15 protein-coding genes are annotated in these 15,504 nt (G+C 66.2%); 14 read left to right on the top strand and 1 reads right to left on the bottom strand.

What is annotated here, in order from left to right:
* The 14 genes from malQ to Q0R23_RS16335 all read left to right on the top strand — a co-directional run.
* A partial coding sequence (malQ, locus tag Q0R23_RS16400) for a 4-alpha-glucanotransferase (protein ID WP_293914724.1) occupies window positions 1–1,356 on the top strand: 1,356 nt, incomplete at its 5' end.
* Between the two features lie 140 nt (window positions 1,357–1,496).
* Window positions 1,497–2,108 carry a cob(I)yrinic acid a,c-diamide adenosyltransferase gene (locus Q0R23_RS16395; protein WP_293914722.1) on the top strand — a complete coding sequence of 204 codons (612 nt, stop codon included), beginning with the start codon at window positions 1,497–1,499 and terminating at the stop codon, window positions 2,106–2,108.
* 54 nt (window positions 2,109–2,162) lie between these two features.
* Window positions 2,163–2,897: an SDR family oxidoreductase gene (locus Q0R23_RS16390; RefSeq protein ID WP_293914720.1), complete on the top strand. Its 735-nt coding sequence runs from the start codon at window positions 2,163–2,165 to the stop codon at window positions 2,895–2,897.
* Between the two features lie 266 nt (window positions 2,898–3,163).
* Complete coding sequence (gene pilM / locus Q0R23_RS16385; protein WP_293914718.1) at window positions 3,164–4,342, top strand: type IV pilus assembly protein PilM; 1,179 nt, start codon at window positions 3,164–3,166, stop codon at window positions 4,340–4,342.
* The gene (locus tag Q0R23_RS16380) at window positions 4,335–4,991 is read left to right on the top strand and encodes a fimbrial assembly protein (RefSeq protein WP_293914716.1); all 657 of its coding nucleotides are present in this window, start codon (window positions 4,335–4,337) and stop codon (window positions 4,989–4,991) included. Before pilM ends, Q0R23_RS16380 begins: the two co-directional genes overlap by 8 nt.
* Window positions 4,988–5,704 (top strand): type 4a pilus biogenesis protein PilO, encoded by a 717-nt coding sequence (pilO, locus tag Q0R23_RS16375; RefSeq protein WP_293914714.1) that lies wholly within the window; start codon window positions 4,988–4,990, stop codon window positions 5,702–5,704. Before Q0R23_RS16380 ends, pilO begins: the two co-directional genes overlap by 4 nt.
* Entirely contained in the window at window positions 5,701–7,044 is a 1,344-nt protein-coding gene (locus tag Q0R23_RS16370) for a hypothetical protein (RefSeq protein ID WP_293914712.1), read from the top strand. Before pilO ends, Q0R23_RS16370 begins: the two co-directional genes overlap by 4 nt.
* Before the next feature lie 4 nt (window positions 7,045–7,048).
* On the top strand, window positions 7,049–9,226 hold the full coding sequence (locus Q0R23_RS16365; RefSeq protein ID WP_293914710.1) for a secretin N-terminal domain-containing protein: 2,178 nt from the start codon (window positions 7,049–7,051) through the stop codon (window positions 9,224–9,226).
* A 154-nt stretch (window positions 9,227–9,380) separates the two neighbouring features.
* Entirely contained in the window at window positions 9,381–10,535 is a 1,155-nt protein-coding gene (gene aroC, locus Q0R23_RS16360) for a chorismate synthase (protein WP_293914708.1), read from the top strand.
* 6 nt (window positions 10,536–10,541) lie between these two features.
* On the top strand, window positions 10,542–11,321 hold the full coding sequence (locus Q0R23_RS16355; RefSeq protein ID WP_293914707.1) for a shikimate kinase: 780 nt from the start codon (window positions 10,542–10,544) through the stop codon (window positions 11,319–11,321).
* Between the two features lie 79 nt (window positions 11,322–11,400).
* A complete protein-coding gene (aroB, locus tag Q0R23_RS16350) occupies window positions 11,401–12,441 on the top strand; it encodes a 3-dehydroquinate synthase (protein ID WP_293914726.1) in 1,041 nt (346 codons plus the stop codon).
* 25 nt (window positions 12,442–12,466) lie between these two features.
* Complete coding sequence (gene aroQ, locus Q0R23_RS16345) at window positions 12,467–12,901, top strand: type II 3-dehydroquinate dehydratase (protein WP_293914705.1); 435 nt, start codon at window positions 12,467–12,469, stop codon at window positions 12,899–12,901.
* 394 nt (window positions 12,902–13,295) lie between these two features.
* A complete protein-coding gene (locus Q0R23_RS16340) occupies window positions 13,296–14,252 on the top strand; it encodes a phosphatidate cytidylyltransferase (protein WP_293914703.1) in 957 nt (318 codons plus the stop codon).
* A complete protein-coding gene (locus tag Q0R23_RS16335) occupies window positions 14,249–14,911 on the top strand; it encodes a lysophospholipid acyltransferase family protein (protein ID WP_293914701.1) in 663 nt (220 codons plus the stop codon). Before Q0R23_RS16340 ends, Q0R23_RS16335 begins: the two co-directional genes overlap by 4 nt.
* A gap of 43 nt (window positions 14,912–14,954) precedes the next feature.
* Here Q0R23_RS16335 and Q0R23_RS16330 read toward each other — a convergent pair whose 3' ends face one another.
* Window positions 14,955–15,392 (bottom strand): hypothetical protein, encoded by a 438-nt coding sequence (locus tag Q0R23_RS16330; RefSeq protein WP_293914699.1) that lies wholly within the window; start codon window positions 15,390–15,392, stop codon window positions 14,955–14,957.
* Window positions 15,393–15,504: the final 112 nt, after the last annotated feature.

The raw sequence follows: 15,504 nt of genomic DNA, 5'->3' as shown, positions 1-15,504 counted from the left end.
CCGTACCTGGTCTGCCTGGACACCCTCAGGGCCGAAGGGCTGCTGCAAGACGTGGATTTCGACGTGGTGCCGGACTTCGGCGCCGAGCGGGTGGATTTCGGGCAACAGTACATCTGGCGCAACCAGATGCTCAGCCGGGCCTTCTCGCACTTCGAGGCGGGCGTGGCCGAGGGCAACTTCGGCAGGCTGGGCGCCGAGTTCAGCGCCTTCAAGGTCGCCGAGGCGCACTGGTTAGAGGACTACGCGCTGTTCATGGCGCTCAAGGGCGAGCAGGGCGGCCTGCCCTGGAACACCTGGCCGCTGCCGATCCGGGGGCGTGAAGAGGGCGCCATGCAGGGCGCCCGTGACCGGCTGCGGCGCGACACCTCGCGCTACGCCTTCGCCCAGTTCCTGTTTTTCCGGCAGTGGAGCGCCGTGCGGGCCTACGCCGCCGGGCAGGGCGTGCAGGTCATCGGCGACATTCCCATCTTCGTGGCGATGGATTCCTCGGACGCCTGGGCCGACCCCGATCAGTTCTATTTCGACGACGCGGGCCAGCCGACGGTGGTGGCGGGCGTGCCGCCGGATTACTTCTCCGACACCGGCCAGCTCTGGGGCAACCCGCTGTATGACTGGGACGCCATGCAAAGAGGCGGCTTCAAGTGGTGGATTCGCCGTTTCCAGGCCAGCCTGAAACTCTACGACATCGTGCGGGTCGATCACTTCCGGGGCTTTGCGGGCTACTGGGAGATTCCTTACCCTGCCGAGACGGCCATGATCGGCGAGTGGAAACCGGCGCTGGGCTACCCGATGTTCGCCGCGCTCAGAGCAGCCCTGGGCGAGTTGCCGATCATCGCCGAGGACCTGGGCGTGATTACCCCCGACGTGGAAAAATTGCGCGACGACTACGGCCTGCCGGGCATGGCGGTGCTGCAATTCGCCTTCGGGGGCGGAGACTTCGCGGTCAACGCCTTTTTGCCGCACAACCTCAAGGAAAATCAGGTCGTGTATACCGGCACCCACGACAACGACACCACCCGTGGCTGGTGGGTCCACGCCGACGAGCAGGAGCGCCACAACTTCCGGGTCTACACCAGCTCCGATCCCAGCGAGGAGGATTTCGCCTGGACGCTGACCGAGGTGGCCTTCGGGTCGGGGGCCAGCCTGGCGGTGGTGCCGCTGCAAGACCTGCTCAACCTGGGCAGCAGCGAGCGCATGAACCTGCCCGGCACCACGGGGCCGGAAAACTGGACCTGGCGCTACCAAGGCGCAGCCCTCAGCGGCGACCTGGCCCGCAAGTTGCGTGAACTCACCGAACGCACCGGACGCGCCCTGGGTCAGGCGCAGGTTTGGAAAAGCGCCGCACAGGTGGGCTGAAGCAGGTGGGCTGAGGCAGGTGAGGGGTGATCTGTGGTGACGATCTCGCCACCGGTTTGATCGCGCAGCTCCGTCAGGACACAACCCGATCTGTGCCCACGAGCCACAAGCCACACGCCACAAGCCCCTAAACTGAGGCCATGAAACTCTACACCCGCACCGGAGACGGCGGCCAGACCGGGCTTTACGGCACAGACCGCGTGAGCAAGACCCATCCCCGCGTCGAGGCGTACGGCACCGTGGACGAACTCAACAGCCTGCTGGGCCTGGCCCGCGCCTACAACGCCCGCTCGCACGCGCCGCAGGCCGACATAGAGACCGACCTGGAATACCTCCAGAACGCGCTGTTCGACCTGGGCGCCGACCTGGCGACCCGGCAGGGCAGCCCGTATGCCAACAACATCGCCCGGCTCGACGAGGGCGACGCCACCTACCTGGAAAGTGTGATCGACCGCTACCAGGAGAGCGTGGAGCCGCTGCGGCACTTCATTCACCCCAGCGGCACGCCCGTCGGCGCCAGCCTGCACCTGGCCCGCAGCGTGGCTCGCCGGGCCGAGCGCGACGTGCTGCGCCTCCTTGATACCGAGGCGGCCAATCCGCAGACCCATATCTACCTCAACCGGCTCTCGGACCTGCTGTTCGTGATGGCCCGCGCCGTCAACGCCCGCGCCGGACTGAGCGAGGAAGCCTGGAAAGTCAAACCCCGGCGCCCCAGGGCGGAAACCGAAGGCCCCAGCGGGGCCAGCTCCTGAAGGCGGCATTCATCCGGACAGACCCTGCCGGAGCGGCGTGTTAAGGTGCCAGACATGACTCAGAATCAAATCGGCACCCACAGCCAGATAGGCGCAGACAAAAGCGCCCTGATTACCGGCGGCAGCAAAGGCATCGGCCTGGAAACGGCCCGCGCCCTGATCGCCGAGGGTTACCGCGTGACCATCACCAGCCGGAGCGCAGCGGAAGTGGACGCGGCGGCCAAGGAACTCGGCAGCAGCGCCAGGGGCGTGGCCTGCGACGTGCGCGAGCTGAAGTCGGTCGAAGAGGCGGTGGCGGGCCACGTCGCGGCCTATGGCGGCCTGGACGTGCTGGTCGCCAACGCGGGCGTGGGCAAATTCGCCCCCATTCAGGAGCTGAGCGCCGAGGACTGGCTGGCCGTCATCGACACCAACCTGACCGGGGTGTTCTACAGCGTCAAGGCCAGCGTGGCGCACCTCCAGAAAGCCCAGGGCTACATCTTTACCATGTCGAGCCTGGCGGGCAAGAACCCCTTCGCGGGCGCCGGAGCCTACAACGCCTCCAAATTCGGCCTCAACGGTCTGTCCGAGGTGATGATGCTCGATCTGCGCCCACTGGGCATCAAGGTCACGCAGATCATGCCCGGCTCGGTGGCGACCCACTTCAATAATCACACGCCCAGCGAGGCCGACGCCTGGAAGATTCAGCCCGAAGACCTGGCCCAGATTGTGGTGGATCTGCTGAAGATGCCTGCCCGGACGCTGCCCAGCAAGGTCGAGGTGCGGCCCTCACGGCCCAAGGGAAGCTGAGTACCCCCACGCCCCCCAGTTTCTAAAGGCTTCATCAGCTCGCGCTGTGCCTCACCGTGCTTTTACGGGGACGCACAGTTTTTTGTTGGCCCACACGACGTCGGCTCATTTCGCAGGGCTGTCAGAAAACTGAAAGCGCCCAGGTGGTCTGATGAGCGGGCCATGCAACTCCCTTCACGTTGGTTCCCCGTAGACGCAGGAGTGGCCGCTTCCACATGAATTTCATGAGGAACTGGTAAAATCACCGCGAGACTCCTGGAGGCAGAATGTCGAGTTTTCTACAACGCCTGATAAACCCCAAGCCGGTGGCCATTGGAGTCGAGATCGGCACCAGCGCCATCAAGGTGGTGGCCCTGAAACCCGGCTCACCGCCCGTCTTGCTGCACGCCGTGATGACCCCCACGCCGATCGGCAGCATGCGCGACGGCATGGTCGTCGAGCCGCAGGCCGTCGCCACCGAGCTTAAGCGCCTGCTCGCGCAGCACCGCATCACCACCAAGTACGCCGTGACCGCCGTGCCTAACCAGCAAGCGGTGACCCGCAACATCATGGTGCCCAGAATGGAGCACAAGGAGTTGCAGGAAGCCATCAAATGGGAAGCCGAGCGCTACATTCCCTACCCCATCGACGAGGTGAGCCTCGATTTCGACGTGCTCGACGACATGTCCCAGATCGGCGAGGAATCGCAGATGGAGGTGGTGATCGCCGCCGCGCCCAGCGAGGCCATCGCCCGGCAGGTCGAGGTGCTCAGGCTGGCGGGTCTGGAGCCGGTCATCATCGACCTCAAGTCCTTTGCGACGTTGCGGGCGCTGCGCGGCAACCTGCTGGGTGAGCACCTGAACAAGAGCACCCTGACCGGCACCAACTACACCGAGGGCGGCGAGGTCGCGCTGGTGATGGAAATCGGGGCGTCCAGCAGCGTCATCAGCCTGGTGCGCGGCGACAGGGTCTTGATGGCCCGCAACATCAACGTCTCCGCCGACGATTTCACCACCGCGCTGCAAAAAGCCTTCGATCTGGATTTCGCCTCGGCAGAAGAGGTCAAGGTCGGCTACGCCACCGCCACCACCCCCACCGAGGACGAGGAAGACCTGCTGAATTTCGATGCGTCCAGGGAGCAGTACAGCCCGGCCCGCGTCTTTGAGGTGGTGCGCCCGGTGCTCGGCGAACTGATTACCGAAGTCCGGCGCTCGCTGGAGTTCTACCGCGTCCAGTCCGGCGATATCGTCATCGACCGGACCTTCCTGGCAGGCGGCGGCGCCAAGCTGCGCGGCCTGGCCGCCGCCATCAGCGACGCGCTGGGCTTCCGGGTCGAGGTCGCCAGCCCCTGGCTGACCGTCCAGACCGACCAGGCCAACGTCGATACCGGCTACCTCCAGACCAACGCGCCGGAATTCACCGTGCCGCTGGGCCTGGCCCTCCGGGGGGTGAACGCCCGTGGTTGAGATCAATCTTCTACCCCAGCAGTACCGCAAGCGCAGCGAGCCCAACGTCTGGCTGTACGCGGGCGTGGCGGCGGGCGTGGTCACCTTGCTGGCCATCGCCATTCCCGAAATCGTGGTGGCCACGACCATCGGCAACCTGCAAAAACGGTTGGACGACCAGACCGGCCAGATCAGCGCCCTGCAACAGTCGGTGGCCCCTGAATACCGTGACCTGACCACCCGCCAGAACAACCTCAACGCCGTGGCCCAGACCGCCCGCAACCTGAGTTCCACCAAGAACGGCTACTGGTCCACCGACCTGGCCAAGTTCGTCGGGCAACTGCCCAGCGGCGGCGGCGTGGCCCTGAACCAGCTCACCATGCACCCCTTCGTGCCCAATCCGAGTGCGCCTGCGCCGTATGACGGCAAGCCAGCCAGCAAGGAATTCGACCTGACCGGCAGCGCCGTCAGCAGCACCGCGCTGGTCGGCTTTCTGAACGCCTACACCCAGGACAACTACGGCGTGAACTTCAAGAGCACCCAGCGCAACGCCGCCGCCAACAACTACACCTTCAGCGCCACCGTCGGCCAGCTCGACAGCGTGTCGGCCAGCGCGACCACCCCCGGCACAACGCCCGGCGCGACTCCTGCCAATGGGGTGAAACAGTGAACGCGACTGCCCCTGTCCTCAAACCCCGCGACATCTTCTTGATCGTGCTGGCCGTCTGCGTGCTCAGCGTGGTGGCCTGGTACTTCCTGCGCTTTCAGGCCAGGCAGCTCAACATCCAAGACGTGCAGAGTCGGCTTGATACCAGCACCACCGAACTGGCCAGACTGCAAGACCAGCAGAGCAAGTTGCCCGCCCTGCGCGCTGATGTCAAGAAGCTCGAAGCCGAGCAACTGGTCTTCGTCAAGGCGCTGCCCAGCACCCTCAAGATGGGCCAAGTCATCAGCGACCTGCGCGACAGCGTGGCGTCCTCCGGAGGCAGCCTGGAGGGCATCACCTCGGCGCCCAGCACCGACGCCACCGTGGTGTTGCCAGCAGGCGTGCAGGCCACCATTCTCAGCATCAATCTCAAGGGCAAGTTCGCGCCGATGTTCCGCACCGTGCGCTCGGTGGAGACCATGAGCCGGTTTTCCAAACTCAACAACCTGAGCATGACCCTGCCCGCCCCCAACGAGGTCGATCCTGACCTCAACAGCGTTCTGGGCATGACCGTCTACACCTTCGATCCGGCCAAGGTCCAGCCGGGAACGGGAAATACGCCCGTTCCCGGCGGGGCACCGGCAGCGCCCGGCTCGGCCCCTGCCGCCCCCGGCTCGGCCCCGGCAGCTCCAGCAGCTCCGGCAGCTCCGGCAGCGCCCCGTGGAGGCAATTCGTGAAGGCGCCCCTGAAACTCTCCTCCGAGATGCGTCTTTTGCTGGCCGCGCTGGTGCTCGTCGCCCTGGTCGGCGGCTGGTACACCTGGAACAACCGCACCACCAGTGGCCAGACCGTCGCGCCGCCGGTCACGGCCCCGCTGACGCCGACAGCTCCCAAACCCAGCGCCACCAAACCCAGCACCGTTAAACCCGGCACCACGGCACCTGTCAGTCCCTCAGCCCAGGTCAAGCCCCCGGCGGCGAGCGCGGGCAAGCCAAGCGCCGCTGGTACGGTCACCCCGGCCCGGCCCACCACCGTGCTGACTATTCCGCCGCTGAGTAACGCGGCCAGCAAGCCCGGCGCCAAGCCCGGCACAGCCGCCACCATCGTCACGGAAACCGACGCCGAGGTGCAGCGTCCCCCGGCGGGCATCAACCCGGCGACCCCGCTGGCCGCCGTGCCGGTGGTCAACCCCTTCAGTCCGCTGAAAGTGGTGGGCGACGCCAACAGCAACCCCGCGCCGGTGCCCGCCAGCGCCAGGGCGCCCCAGCAGCAGGTTCGCAGCGGCCCCAGCGTCGCCTTCACGCCCCAGGTGCGGACCGGTGGCGTGATCCCCAGCACCCCGATTCCGGTGGCCGAGGTCAGCGCACCCTCCGGCGGCCCGCGACTGGGCGGCATCCTGCCCGCGCCCAGCATCAACAGCGGCGCCCAGGCGGCCCTGGACCAGAAGCAGGCGCTGGCCGAGCAGGCCAAAGCCCAGCAGATCGCCCAGGCCGACGCCAAACGGGCCGAGGCCGAGCAGAAAGCCGCCGCCGACAAACTGGCAGCGGCCCAGAAAGCCGAGGCGACCAAAGCCACCATCGCCAAGGCCAAGGCCGATCTGCTGGCCGCCCAGCAGGCCAAACGCGCCGCCGACATCGCCGCCGCGCAGGCGGTTGCCCGCGCCAGGGCCAGCACCAGCGCCCCGGTGGGCGTGAGCGCCGCCGCCAACACCCCGGCGCCCAGCACCAGCAGCGCCGCTTCGGTGGCCGTGACGCCGGACACCAACGCGGCGGTGGGCAGCGTCCAGCCGGGCGTGATTACCCAGCTCGGCAACCCTGGCGCGGCGACTTCTACGCCCGCACCCAGCACCGTTCTCAACACCCTGGACCGCTACTTGCAGGAGCGCAACCTGAGCTTCGACTCGGTGGTCCTGGGGCCGCTCAACACCGCCATCTTCAAGACCGATAGAGGTCTGGTGGTCGTATCGGTGGGCCAAAACATCCCCGACACCAACATTGCCGTGCGCGAAGTGACCGCGAGCAGCGTCACGCTGGCCCTCGACACCAACACCAAAATCCTCCAACTTGAAAAAAGGTGAGCCAATGAAAAAACGTAGTCTGTCCCTGTTTCTGATGCTGGCCCTCGGCGCTGCCGGTGCCCAAACCTCTCCCGCTGTCGCCAGCGCCGATGCCAGGCTGTCGAAGTCCAACGTGACCTTCAGGATCACCCGTGATGGCGGCAACCTGACCGCCCTGCTGACCGCCGTGGCCAAGTCGGCAGGCTACGAGCTGGTGCTCGACCCGGCCCTGGACACCATGTCCACCGCCGGTGCAGGCGCCGCCGCCGAGGCGGGCAGCCCGGCCACCAACGCCAGCACCAGCATGCTGACCTACGATTTCGCGGGCAAGCCGTTCAACCAGGTCTGGCCGTTTCTGATGGACGTCTACGGCCTGAACTACGAGGTCGTGCGCCTGGGCAACCAGGACGTGCTGCGCGTGGGCCGCAGCCCCATTCAGAAAATCATCGCCCTGCCCAGGACGCTCGACACGGCGCTGGTCGAAAACCGGGTTAAGCTCGCTTTCGGTACAAGGAAAGTCATCACTGAGAAATCCGGCTCTGACGCCGCTAGCTCCTCTTCAACCAGGGACGATATTGTGCTCGACTCGCCCACCCTCAAGATCGTCGGTGAGCCGACCTCCAGCAGCCTGATCGTGCGCGGCACCAACAAGGAAGTCCGCGAAGTCGAGGCGCTGGTCACCCAGATCGTCGCCGCCCAGCCGCCCGAACTGGTCAAGACGGTGACCCCGGCCAGCCCGGTCATCCAGCAGATCTACGCCGTCAAAGGCGAGCAGGCCGACGCCGAAGCGGTCATCAAGAGCCAGTTCCCCGGCATCAACGTGACCGCCGTGGGCAAGACCGGCAAACTGGTCCTCAGCGGCCAGAAAATCCTCATCGACACCGCGCTGGCGCTGCTCGCCCAGGTGGACCGGCCCGCCCAGCTCACCGCCAGCCCCGACAGCAAGCAGCAGGTCTACGCCGTGCAGGGCAACCAGAAAGACATCGCCACGCTGCTGAGCGCCCAGTTTCCGGGCCTCAAGATCACGCCCGTAGGCACCACCGGCCAGCTCGTGCTCAACGGCGCGAGCGACCAGATCGATGAGGCGCTGGCGTTGCTGGAGCAGGTCGACCAGCCCGTGACGAACGGCCCAGGCATCCAGCAGAAGGTCTTTCAACTCGTAAATGCCAGCGCCGAAGAACTCAAGGCCGTGCTGGACAACACCTTGCAGACTGCCCTGACGGCCTCGCCCACCACGGCGCCGCTGCCTAACGTCCCGGTGAACGCGGTGGACGCCAACGGCAACGTGACCACGCTGACCACACCCAACCCGGCCCTTCAGAACCCCACTACACCCACGGCAACGACGGCCCAGGCCAAGCCCAGTGGCGACGTGGCGACCATCATCGCCGACAAGCGCACCAATACGTTGATCGTGCGCGGCACCGCCCTTCAGGTCGAGCAGGTGGCGACCCTGATTCCCAGTCTCGATCAGGTGGTGCCCCAGATCAATGTGCAGGTCCGCATTCAGGAAATCACCCAGGACGCGGCCCGCACGCTGGGTCTGGACTGGAAGGTCGGTTTCGGCGGCTTCAACGTCAGCTCCGGCGCCAAAGGTCTGAGCGCCAGCTTCGACCCGACCCGCGCCCTGGTCGGCGGCTTCAACCTGTTACCGACCCTCAACGCTCTGGAGACGCAAACCCAGACCAAGCGCATCTACGACGGATCGATCTCTATGCAGAGCGGCCAGCGTTCGTTGGGGCTGACCGGCAACTCGTTCGCCCTCAACGCCTCGAACGGCGCAGCGGCCAGCATCAAGAGCGGCGGACGCCTGGAGATCAACGTTCCCTCGTCGAGCGGCAATATTTCCAGGCAGATCGACTACGGTATCAACCTCGACTTCTTCAATCCTCAGGTGGCGCCCGACGGTTCCATCACCATACGGGTTCGCGGCCAGATCAACCAGCCCAAGTCGCCGATTACTGGCAGCACGCTGCCCAGCTTGCTGGATTTCAGCAACAGTGAAGCTCAGAGCGTCGTGACCTTCAAGTCGGGCCAGACCCTGCTGCTCAGCGGCCTGCTCGGCACGAACGAGACTTCGGTAACACGTGGCACGCCCTTCCTGTCTAGCTTGCCAGTGATAGGTGCTGCCTTCGGACAGAAAGAGACGTCTAAAACCGCGACCCAGCTCCTCGTGGTCATCACCGGCACCGTCGTCAAGTAAACCCGTCGTCAAGTAAACCTCAACCCCCCCCCACCCCCAGCAGACCCCCCGCCTCCCCGGCGCCGGGTCTGCTTTTTTGATACCTGCTTTTTGGTGCCCGTTTTGTCTGGGCAGCGCCCAATCTGCCCTCCCCTCCCCCTGATAGAGTCGGAGCATGAGGTTTCTGACCGCTGGTGAATCACACGGGCCGCAGCTCACGGCCATCATCGAGGGCCTGCCCTCTCAACTGCCGCTGGGCAAGGCCGACATCGACCCGATGCTGCGAAAGCGCCAGGGCGGCTACGGACGCGGGCGCCGGATGATGATCGAGACCGACGAGGCCCAGCTCATGAGCGGCGTGCGGGCCGGACGCACCACCGGCGCCCCGGTCACGCTGGTCGTCGAAAATAAAGACCACCGCAACTGGACCGAGATCATGTCGCCCGAAGTGGGCGGCGAGCCGCGCAAGAAAGCCCTCACCGAAGCCCGGCCCGGCCACGCCGACCTGACCGGCGGCATCAAGTACCGCCACAAGGACCTGCGCGACGTGCTGGAACGCGCCTCGGCCCGCGAGACGACGGCGCGGGTGGCGGTGGGCGCAGTGGCCCTCAAACTGCTAAGTGAGCTGGGCATCGAGGGTGTCAGTTACGTGACCCACCTGGGCGGCATCGAAGCCGACGCCGAGTTCGACTGGGCACGCCTGGACGACATCGAGGCCAGCGATCTGCGGACGCTGGACCCGGAGGCCGAAACCCAGATGCGCTCCCGCATCGACCAGGCCAAGCAAGGCGGCGACACGCTGGGCGGCGTCGTGGAAATCCGCTTCCGGGGGCTGCCGCCGGGACTGGGCAGCTACGTCCACTGGGACCGCAAGCTCGACGGGCGCATCGCCGCCGCCGTGATGGGCACCCAGGCCATCAAGGGCGTCGAGATCGGCCAGGGCTTCGCCAACGCCCGCGTACCCGGCTCGCAGGTCCACGACGCGGTGTATCTGGGCGAGGGCGGCGTGGGCTACCGGCGCGAGACCAACGGCGCGGGCGGTCTGGAAGCGGGCATGACCAATGGTGAAGACCTGATCGTGCGGGCGGCCATGAAGCCGATTGCCACGCTGATGAAATCGCTGCCCACCGTGGACGTGGTGAGCCACCAGAGCGCCGACGCCGCCAAGGAGCGCAGCGACACCTCCGCCGTGCCCGCCGCCGGAATCGTGCTGCACGCCGTCATCGGCTGGGTGCTGGCCGAGGCGATCATGGAGAAGTTCGGCGGCGATACCCTGCCGGAGATCCGTGAGCGCCTGGACGCGGCGCGGGCCTACGCCCAGGCGTACTGAGCGCCCGTGAGCGACCTGCTGCCCAGCGCGGCCCTCGAAGCCGAACTCCAGGCGCACCTGCGGGAAGTGCCCGACGGAGTTGGCAGCACCAGTCAGCCGCGTCAGGGCGCCTCAGAGGGTGACCCAGCACCGGGCAGCCGGGCGGCGCAATCGTCTAGACTGCTCGCTATGAACATGCCGGGCCTGATGCACCGCCCCGTGAGCTGGCTGGCGCTCGCGGGCTTCATGGGCACCGGCAAGAGCCGCATCGGCTGGGAGCTGTCGCGCGAGCTCTCCTTGCATTTCGTGGACACCGACAAGCTGATCGCCCGCGTGGTGGGCAAGTCCATTCCCGAAGTCTTCGCCGAGCAGGGCGAGGGTTACTTCCGGTCCTGCGAATCCGAGATCGTGCGGCGCGTCACGCGCCTGGAACATGCGGTGGTCAGCCTGGGCGGCGGCACCTTCATCCACGAGGCCAACCGGCGCGAGCTGCTGCGGCGCGGCCCGGTGGTGGTGCTGACCGCCAGTCCGGAGACCGTCTACGCCCGCACCCGCAATTCGGACAGGCCGCTGCTGCGCGTGCCCGACCCGCTGGCCCGCATCAGCGAACTGATGGCCGAACGCGAGCAGGCGTATGGCCAGGGCACCATCCACGTCCACAGCGACGGGCGGCCCTCGGAGGAGATCGTGGCCGAGATCGTCGAGCGGCTGTGGGACTGGCAGGACGCCCAGACGGATTCGGCGCAAGGCACCGAGCAGGAACTCGAAGCGCTGGACCTGGAGGCGATGGAACGTGCCTGCGACTGAGCGAATTGGGACTGAGCAGACTGGGACCGGGCGAACTGGGACTGGGCAGACTGGGACTGGGCGAACAGACGTCGTTCAGATCGAGGTCGGCGGAGCGCAGCCGTACCGGGTTGAGGTCGGACGGGGGCTGCTGGACCGTCTGAACGTGCCCCAGACGCAGGTGGCGCTCATTCACGCCGCCGACCTGCCGATGGAGCTGGTCAGCCGGGCGCAGCAGTCCCTTCGTCCAGCCGTGACGGTGGTGGTGCCTGCACGCGACGACTGCAAGACGCTGGGTGAGCTGGAGAAGGTGCTCTGTGCGCTGGCCGGAGCCAACCTGAGCCGGGAATGCGCCGTGGTCGGCCTGGGCGGCGGGGCCGTGACCGATCTGGCGGGCTTCGTGGCGGCGAGCTACCTGCGCGGCGTGGCGTACTACTCGGTGCCCACGACGCTGCTGGGCATGGTGGACGCGGCGGTGGGCGGCAAGACCGGCGTGAATCTGCCGCAGGGCAAGAACCTGGTGGGCGCCTTCTGGCCGCCGCGTCACGTCTGGGCCGACGTGGACAGCCTGCTGACCCTGCCCGCCGCCACCTTCCGCGAGGGCGCCGCCGAAGTCTACAAACACGGGCTGATCTCGGACCCCACTTTGCTGGAACGGGTACTCTCGCCGGAGTTCGCGCCGGGGCAGTCGGGGCTCGTCCAGATCATCGCCGACGCGGTGACGGTCAAGGCCGGAGTCGTCACCCGCGACCTGACGGAGCAGGGCGAGCGGGCCTACCTGAACTTCGGGCATACGCTGGCGCACGCCACCGAGGCATACACCGACCATGCGGTGAGCCACGGCGAGGCGGTGGGCTACGGCATGCACTACGCCGCGCTGCTGAGCCGGGCACTGGGCGGCGCGGACCTGAGCACTCACACGCTGGCCTTCCTGAAGTACCAGCAGCCCAGGGCTCTGCCGCCGCTGAGTTTCGAGGCGCTGTGGCCCTACATGGCCCGCGACAAGAAGGCCGACGCGCAGGGCGTGCGCTTCGTGCTGCTGCGTGATCTGGCCAAGCCGTACCTGGCGCGGGTGCCGGAGGATGTGCTGAGGGCGGCGTTCGGGGAGTGGCAGGTCGCGGTGTCCGGGCTCCACGTCTAACCCGCCTTTTCCTGCGAGGTCTCCCATGCTGCTGATTCTCAACGGTCCCAACCTCAACCGCCTGGGCAAGCGCGAGCCGGGCGTCTACGGCACCTTCACGCTGGAGGAACTGGAGCGCCAGTGCGAGTTGTGGGGCACCGAGCTGAGCACCACCGTCACCTGCCGCCAGAGCAACTTCGAGGGCCAACTGCTCGAATGGATTCAGGACGCCGAGGAGCACGGTTTTACAGGCATCGTCATCAACCCCGGTGCGCTGACGCACTACAGCTACGCCCTGCGCGACGCCATCGCCGGGCAGAACGTGCCGGTGATCGAGGTGCATATCAGCAACGTGGACGCCCGCGAGGAATTCCGGCACACATCGGTGACGGCAGCCGTGTGCAAAGGCAAGATCAGCGGCCTGGGCTTCGCCGGATACCGGTTTGCGATGGAGTACCTGGTGGAGGAAGTCGGGAACTGAACAGCAAGTGGACATTCTCTTATACACAGAGCATTTATCTTGACTAAATTTGTCGTCCTAGAGCAGATGTCATAAAAAGACCCTTTTTATGACCGAGCGGAGCGAGTAGTTTTAACTGAGCAGGACGCAGAATGGAGGCGCGGGGAGGCTGTTTTCCCCGTGGCGTAATTCGGAGTACTGCTCTAAACGCAGTGAAGGATCTCGTGGTTTGACGACAAGATTCATAGCAAAACTCAGAATGACACCGTTTTCAGTTATTACGTGGCGACGCTCACTTCCAGAGGACAGACCGATGGCCGAGGCACCCGCGAGCTGACGACACGAGGACCGCCTCACCCTACGCCTGCTCTAGACTCAAGGCGGAGGCCAACACCCTGACCCTGCGCCCCTCAACATGACCACCATTCTGGGCACGCTTCAGGGCGGCGTAGGCATTGTCCTGAGCTTCATTCTGGCACTGCTGGTGCTGGCGACGATCATTTCTGAAGTGCTGCCGCGCGTGCAGGGCCGCCCCGGCAATGCCGAGCTGATAGCGCGCGTCCGGGCCTGGTGGGTGATGGCCGGGCTGTTCGTGCTGGCGGTGCTGGTGGATAAGCGGGTCGGCATCACCTTCGTGATGTTCCTGTCGTACCTGGCGCTCAAGGAGTACCTGAGCCTGATTCCGCAGCGGCGCAGCGACCGGCGGGTGCTGCTGTGGGTCTACCTGGCGATTCCGCTGCAATACCTGTGGGTCTATACCGGGCGCTACGGCATGTTCATCATCGTCGTGCCGGTGTATGTATTTTTATTCCTGCCGTTCCGGCTGATGCTGACGGGCGTCACGCAGAACTTTTTGCGGGCCAGCTCAACATTGCACTGGGGTCTGATGCTGACCGTCTTCGCGCTGGGACACCTAGCCTACCTGCTGGTGCTGCCGCCGCTGCATCCGGCGGGCGGGGTCGGGCTGCTGCTGTACGTGGTGCTGGTGACGCAGTTTGGCGACGTGGCCCAGTATGTCTGCGGCAAGCGCTTCGGGCGCCGCAAGATCGTGCCGCAGGTCAGTCCGAACAAAACCTGGGAAGGCTTCCTGGGCGGGCTGGTGTCTGCGGCGCTGCTGGCCGTGCTGATCGCGCCTGTGATTACGCCGCTAAACCGTCTGGAGGCGCTGGTGCTGGGGCTGGCGCTGCCCATCGTCGGCTTCATCGGCGACGTGACCATGAGCGCCGTCAAGCGCGACCTGGGCGTCAAGGACGCCTCCTCGCTGATTCCCGGCCACGGCGGCATTCTAGACCGCATCGACAGCCTAATGTTCACGGCCCCGGTGTTCTTCCACTTCATTTATTACTTCGTGTATGGCCCGGTTCGGGGATGAGCGACGCACTGGCGTTTCCGTGGCTCCGGGCGGCATTTTTCGCTGTGGTGGTGCGCCCGGCGCTGCTGCTCGGCTTCGGGCTGGGCGTGAGGCACCGGGAGCGGCTGCCGCAGGTCGGCCCTGCCATCGTGGTCGCCAACCACAACAGCCATCTGGACACGCTGTTGCTACTCTCGCTGTTCCGATTCGGGACGCTCAGGCTGGTGAGGCCCGCCGCCGCCGCCGATTATTTCGGGCAACAACCGCTGGTGAACTGGCTGACCCGGCACCTGATCGGGGCGCTGATGATCGAGCGCAGACCCAAAGCGGGCGAGAGGGCCGATCCGCTGGCCGGTCTGAGCGCGGCCCTGCAACGCGGCGAGATCATCTTGCTGTTTCCGGAGGGCACACGCGGTCAGCCGGAGGTGCGCGAAGCGCTCAAGAGTGGCCTGGCACACCTGGCGCGGCGCCATCCCGGCGTGCCGGTCATTCCGGTGGCGCTGCGGGGGCTGGGGCGGGCGCTGCCCAAGGGTGAATGGCTGCCGGTGCCGCTCAATTTATATGCGTCCATCGGTGAGGCGGTAGGGGCTGACCCCAGCGACAAACTGGCCTTCACCCAGGCCGTAGAAGCCGAGCTGGACCGCCTCGACGCCGAGCTACCCGCCGCGCTGTGGGACTGAGCGAGGTAGAGAAGTGGGTGGATCAGTCGTGTCCGGCTGAACCCTACAGCGTCTCGTCACCGTTCTGAGCGTACAGACAGGCGGCGCACACCCAGTCGCGTGGCCTGAGCTGCCCCTCCAGCTTGGCGCGGCGCCACAGCCGCCAGCGCCACTCGATCAGGGCATACACGCCAGCCCAGGCGAAACCCAGCCCCTTAATGACGTCCTGACCTGGGCCGGGGAAACGTCGGTGCCTGCCGCCCACGAACAGGATGGCCGTCATCGGCACGGCCCCCACGATCAGCACGGCCAGAGCCAGGCCCTCCCAGGGAAAAGGCAACCACCACAGGTCCGGGTCCCAGACGAGCTGAGGCGTCTCCAGCGTATCCCGGTACTGCGACCAGCGTACCAACGGGTGACGGCAGCGTGGGCAGTGCAGCCAGGGCTCGCCCGGCCCGCCCAGACGGCGGACAGTAGAAGGCAGGCCAGCAGATTTGGACATACTGCCTGCCAGTTTAGGCCCACTACGCTCCCTGGCTTATGACAAACGCAGTGTTCGCAGGGCAAACTATCCACATGTCCCCCACCATCCGGCCCCTGCGCCCCGCCGACTT

This window comes from Deinococcus sp., from assembly GCF_025362455.1.
Taxonomy (GTDB): domain Bacteria; phylum Deinococcota; class Deinococci; order Deinococcales; family Deinococcaceae; genus Deinococcus.
The sequence above is the reverse complement of the archived record's forward strand: the minus strand, read 5'-3'. Positions and strand labels throughout refer to the sequence as shown.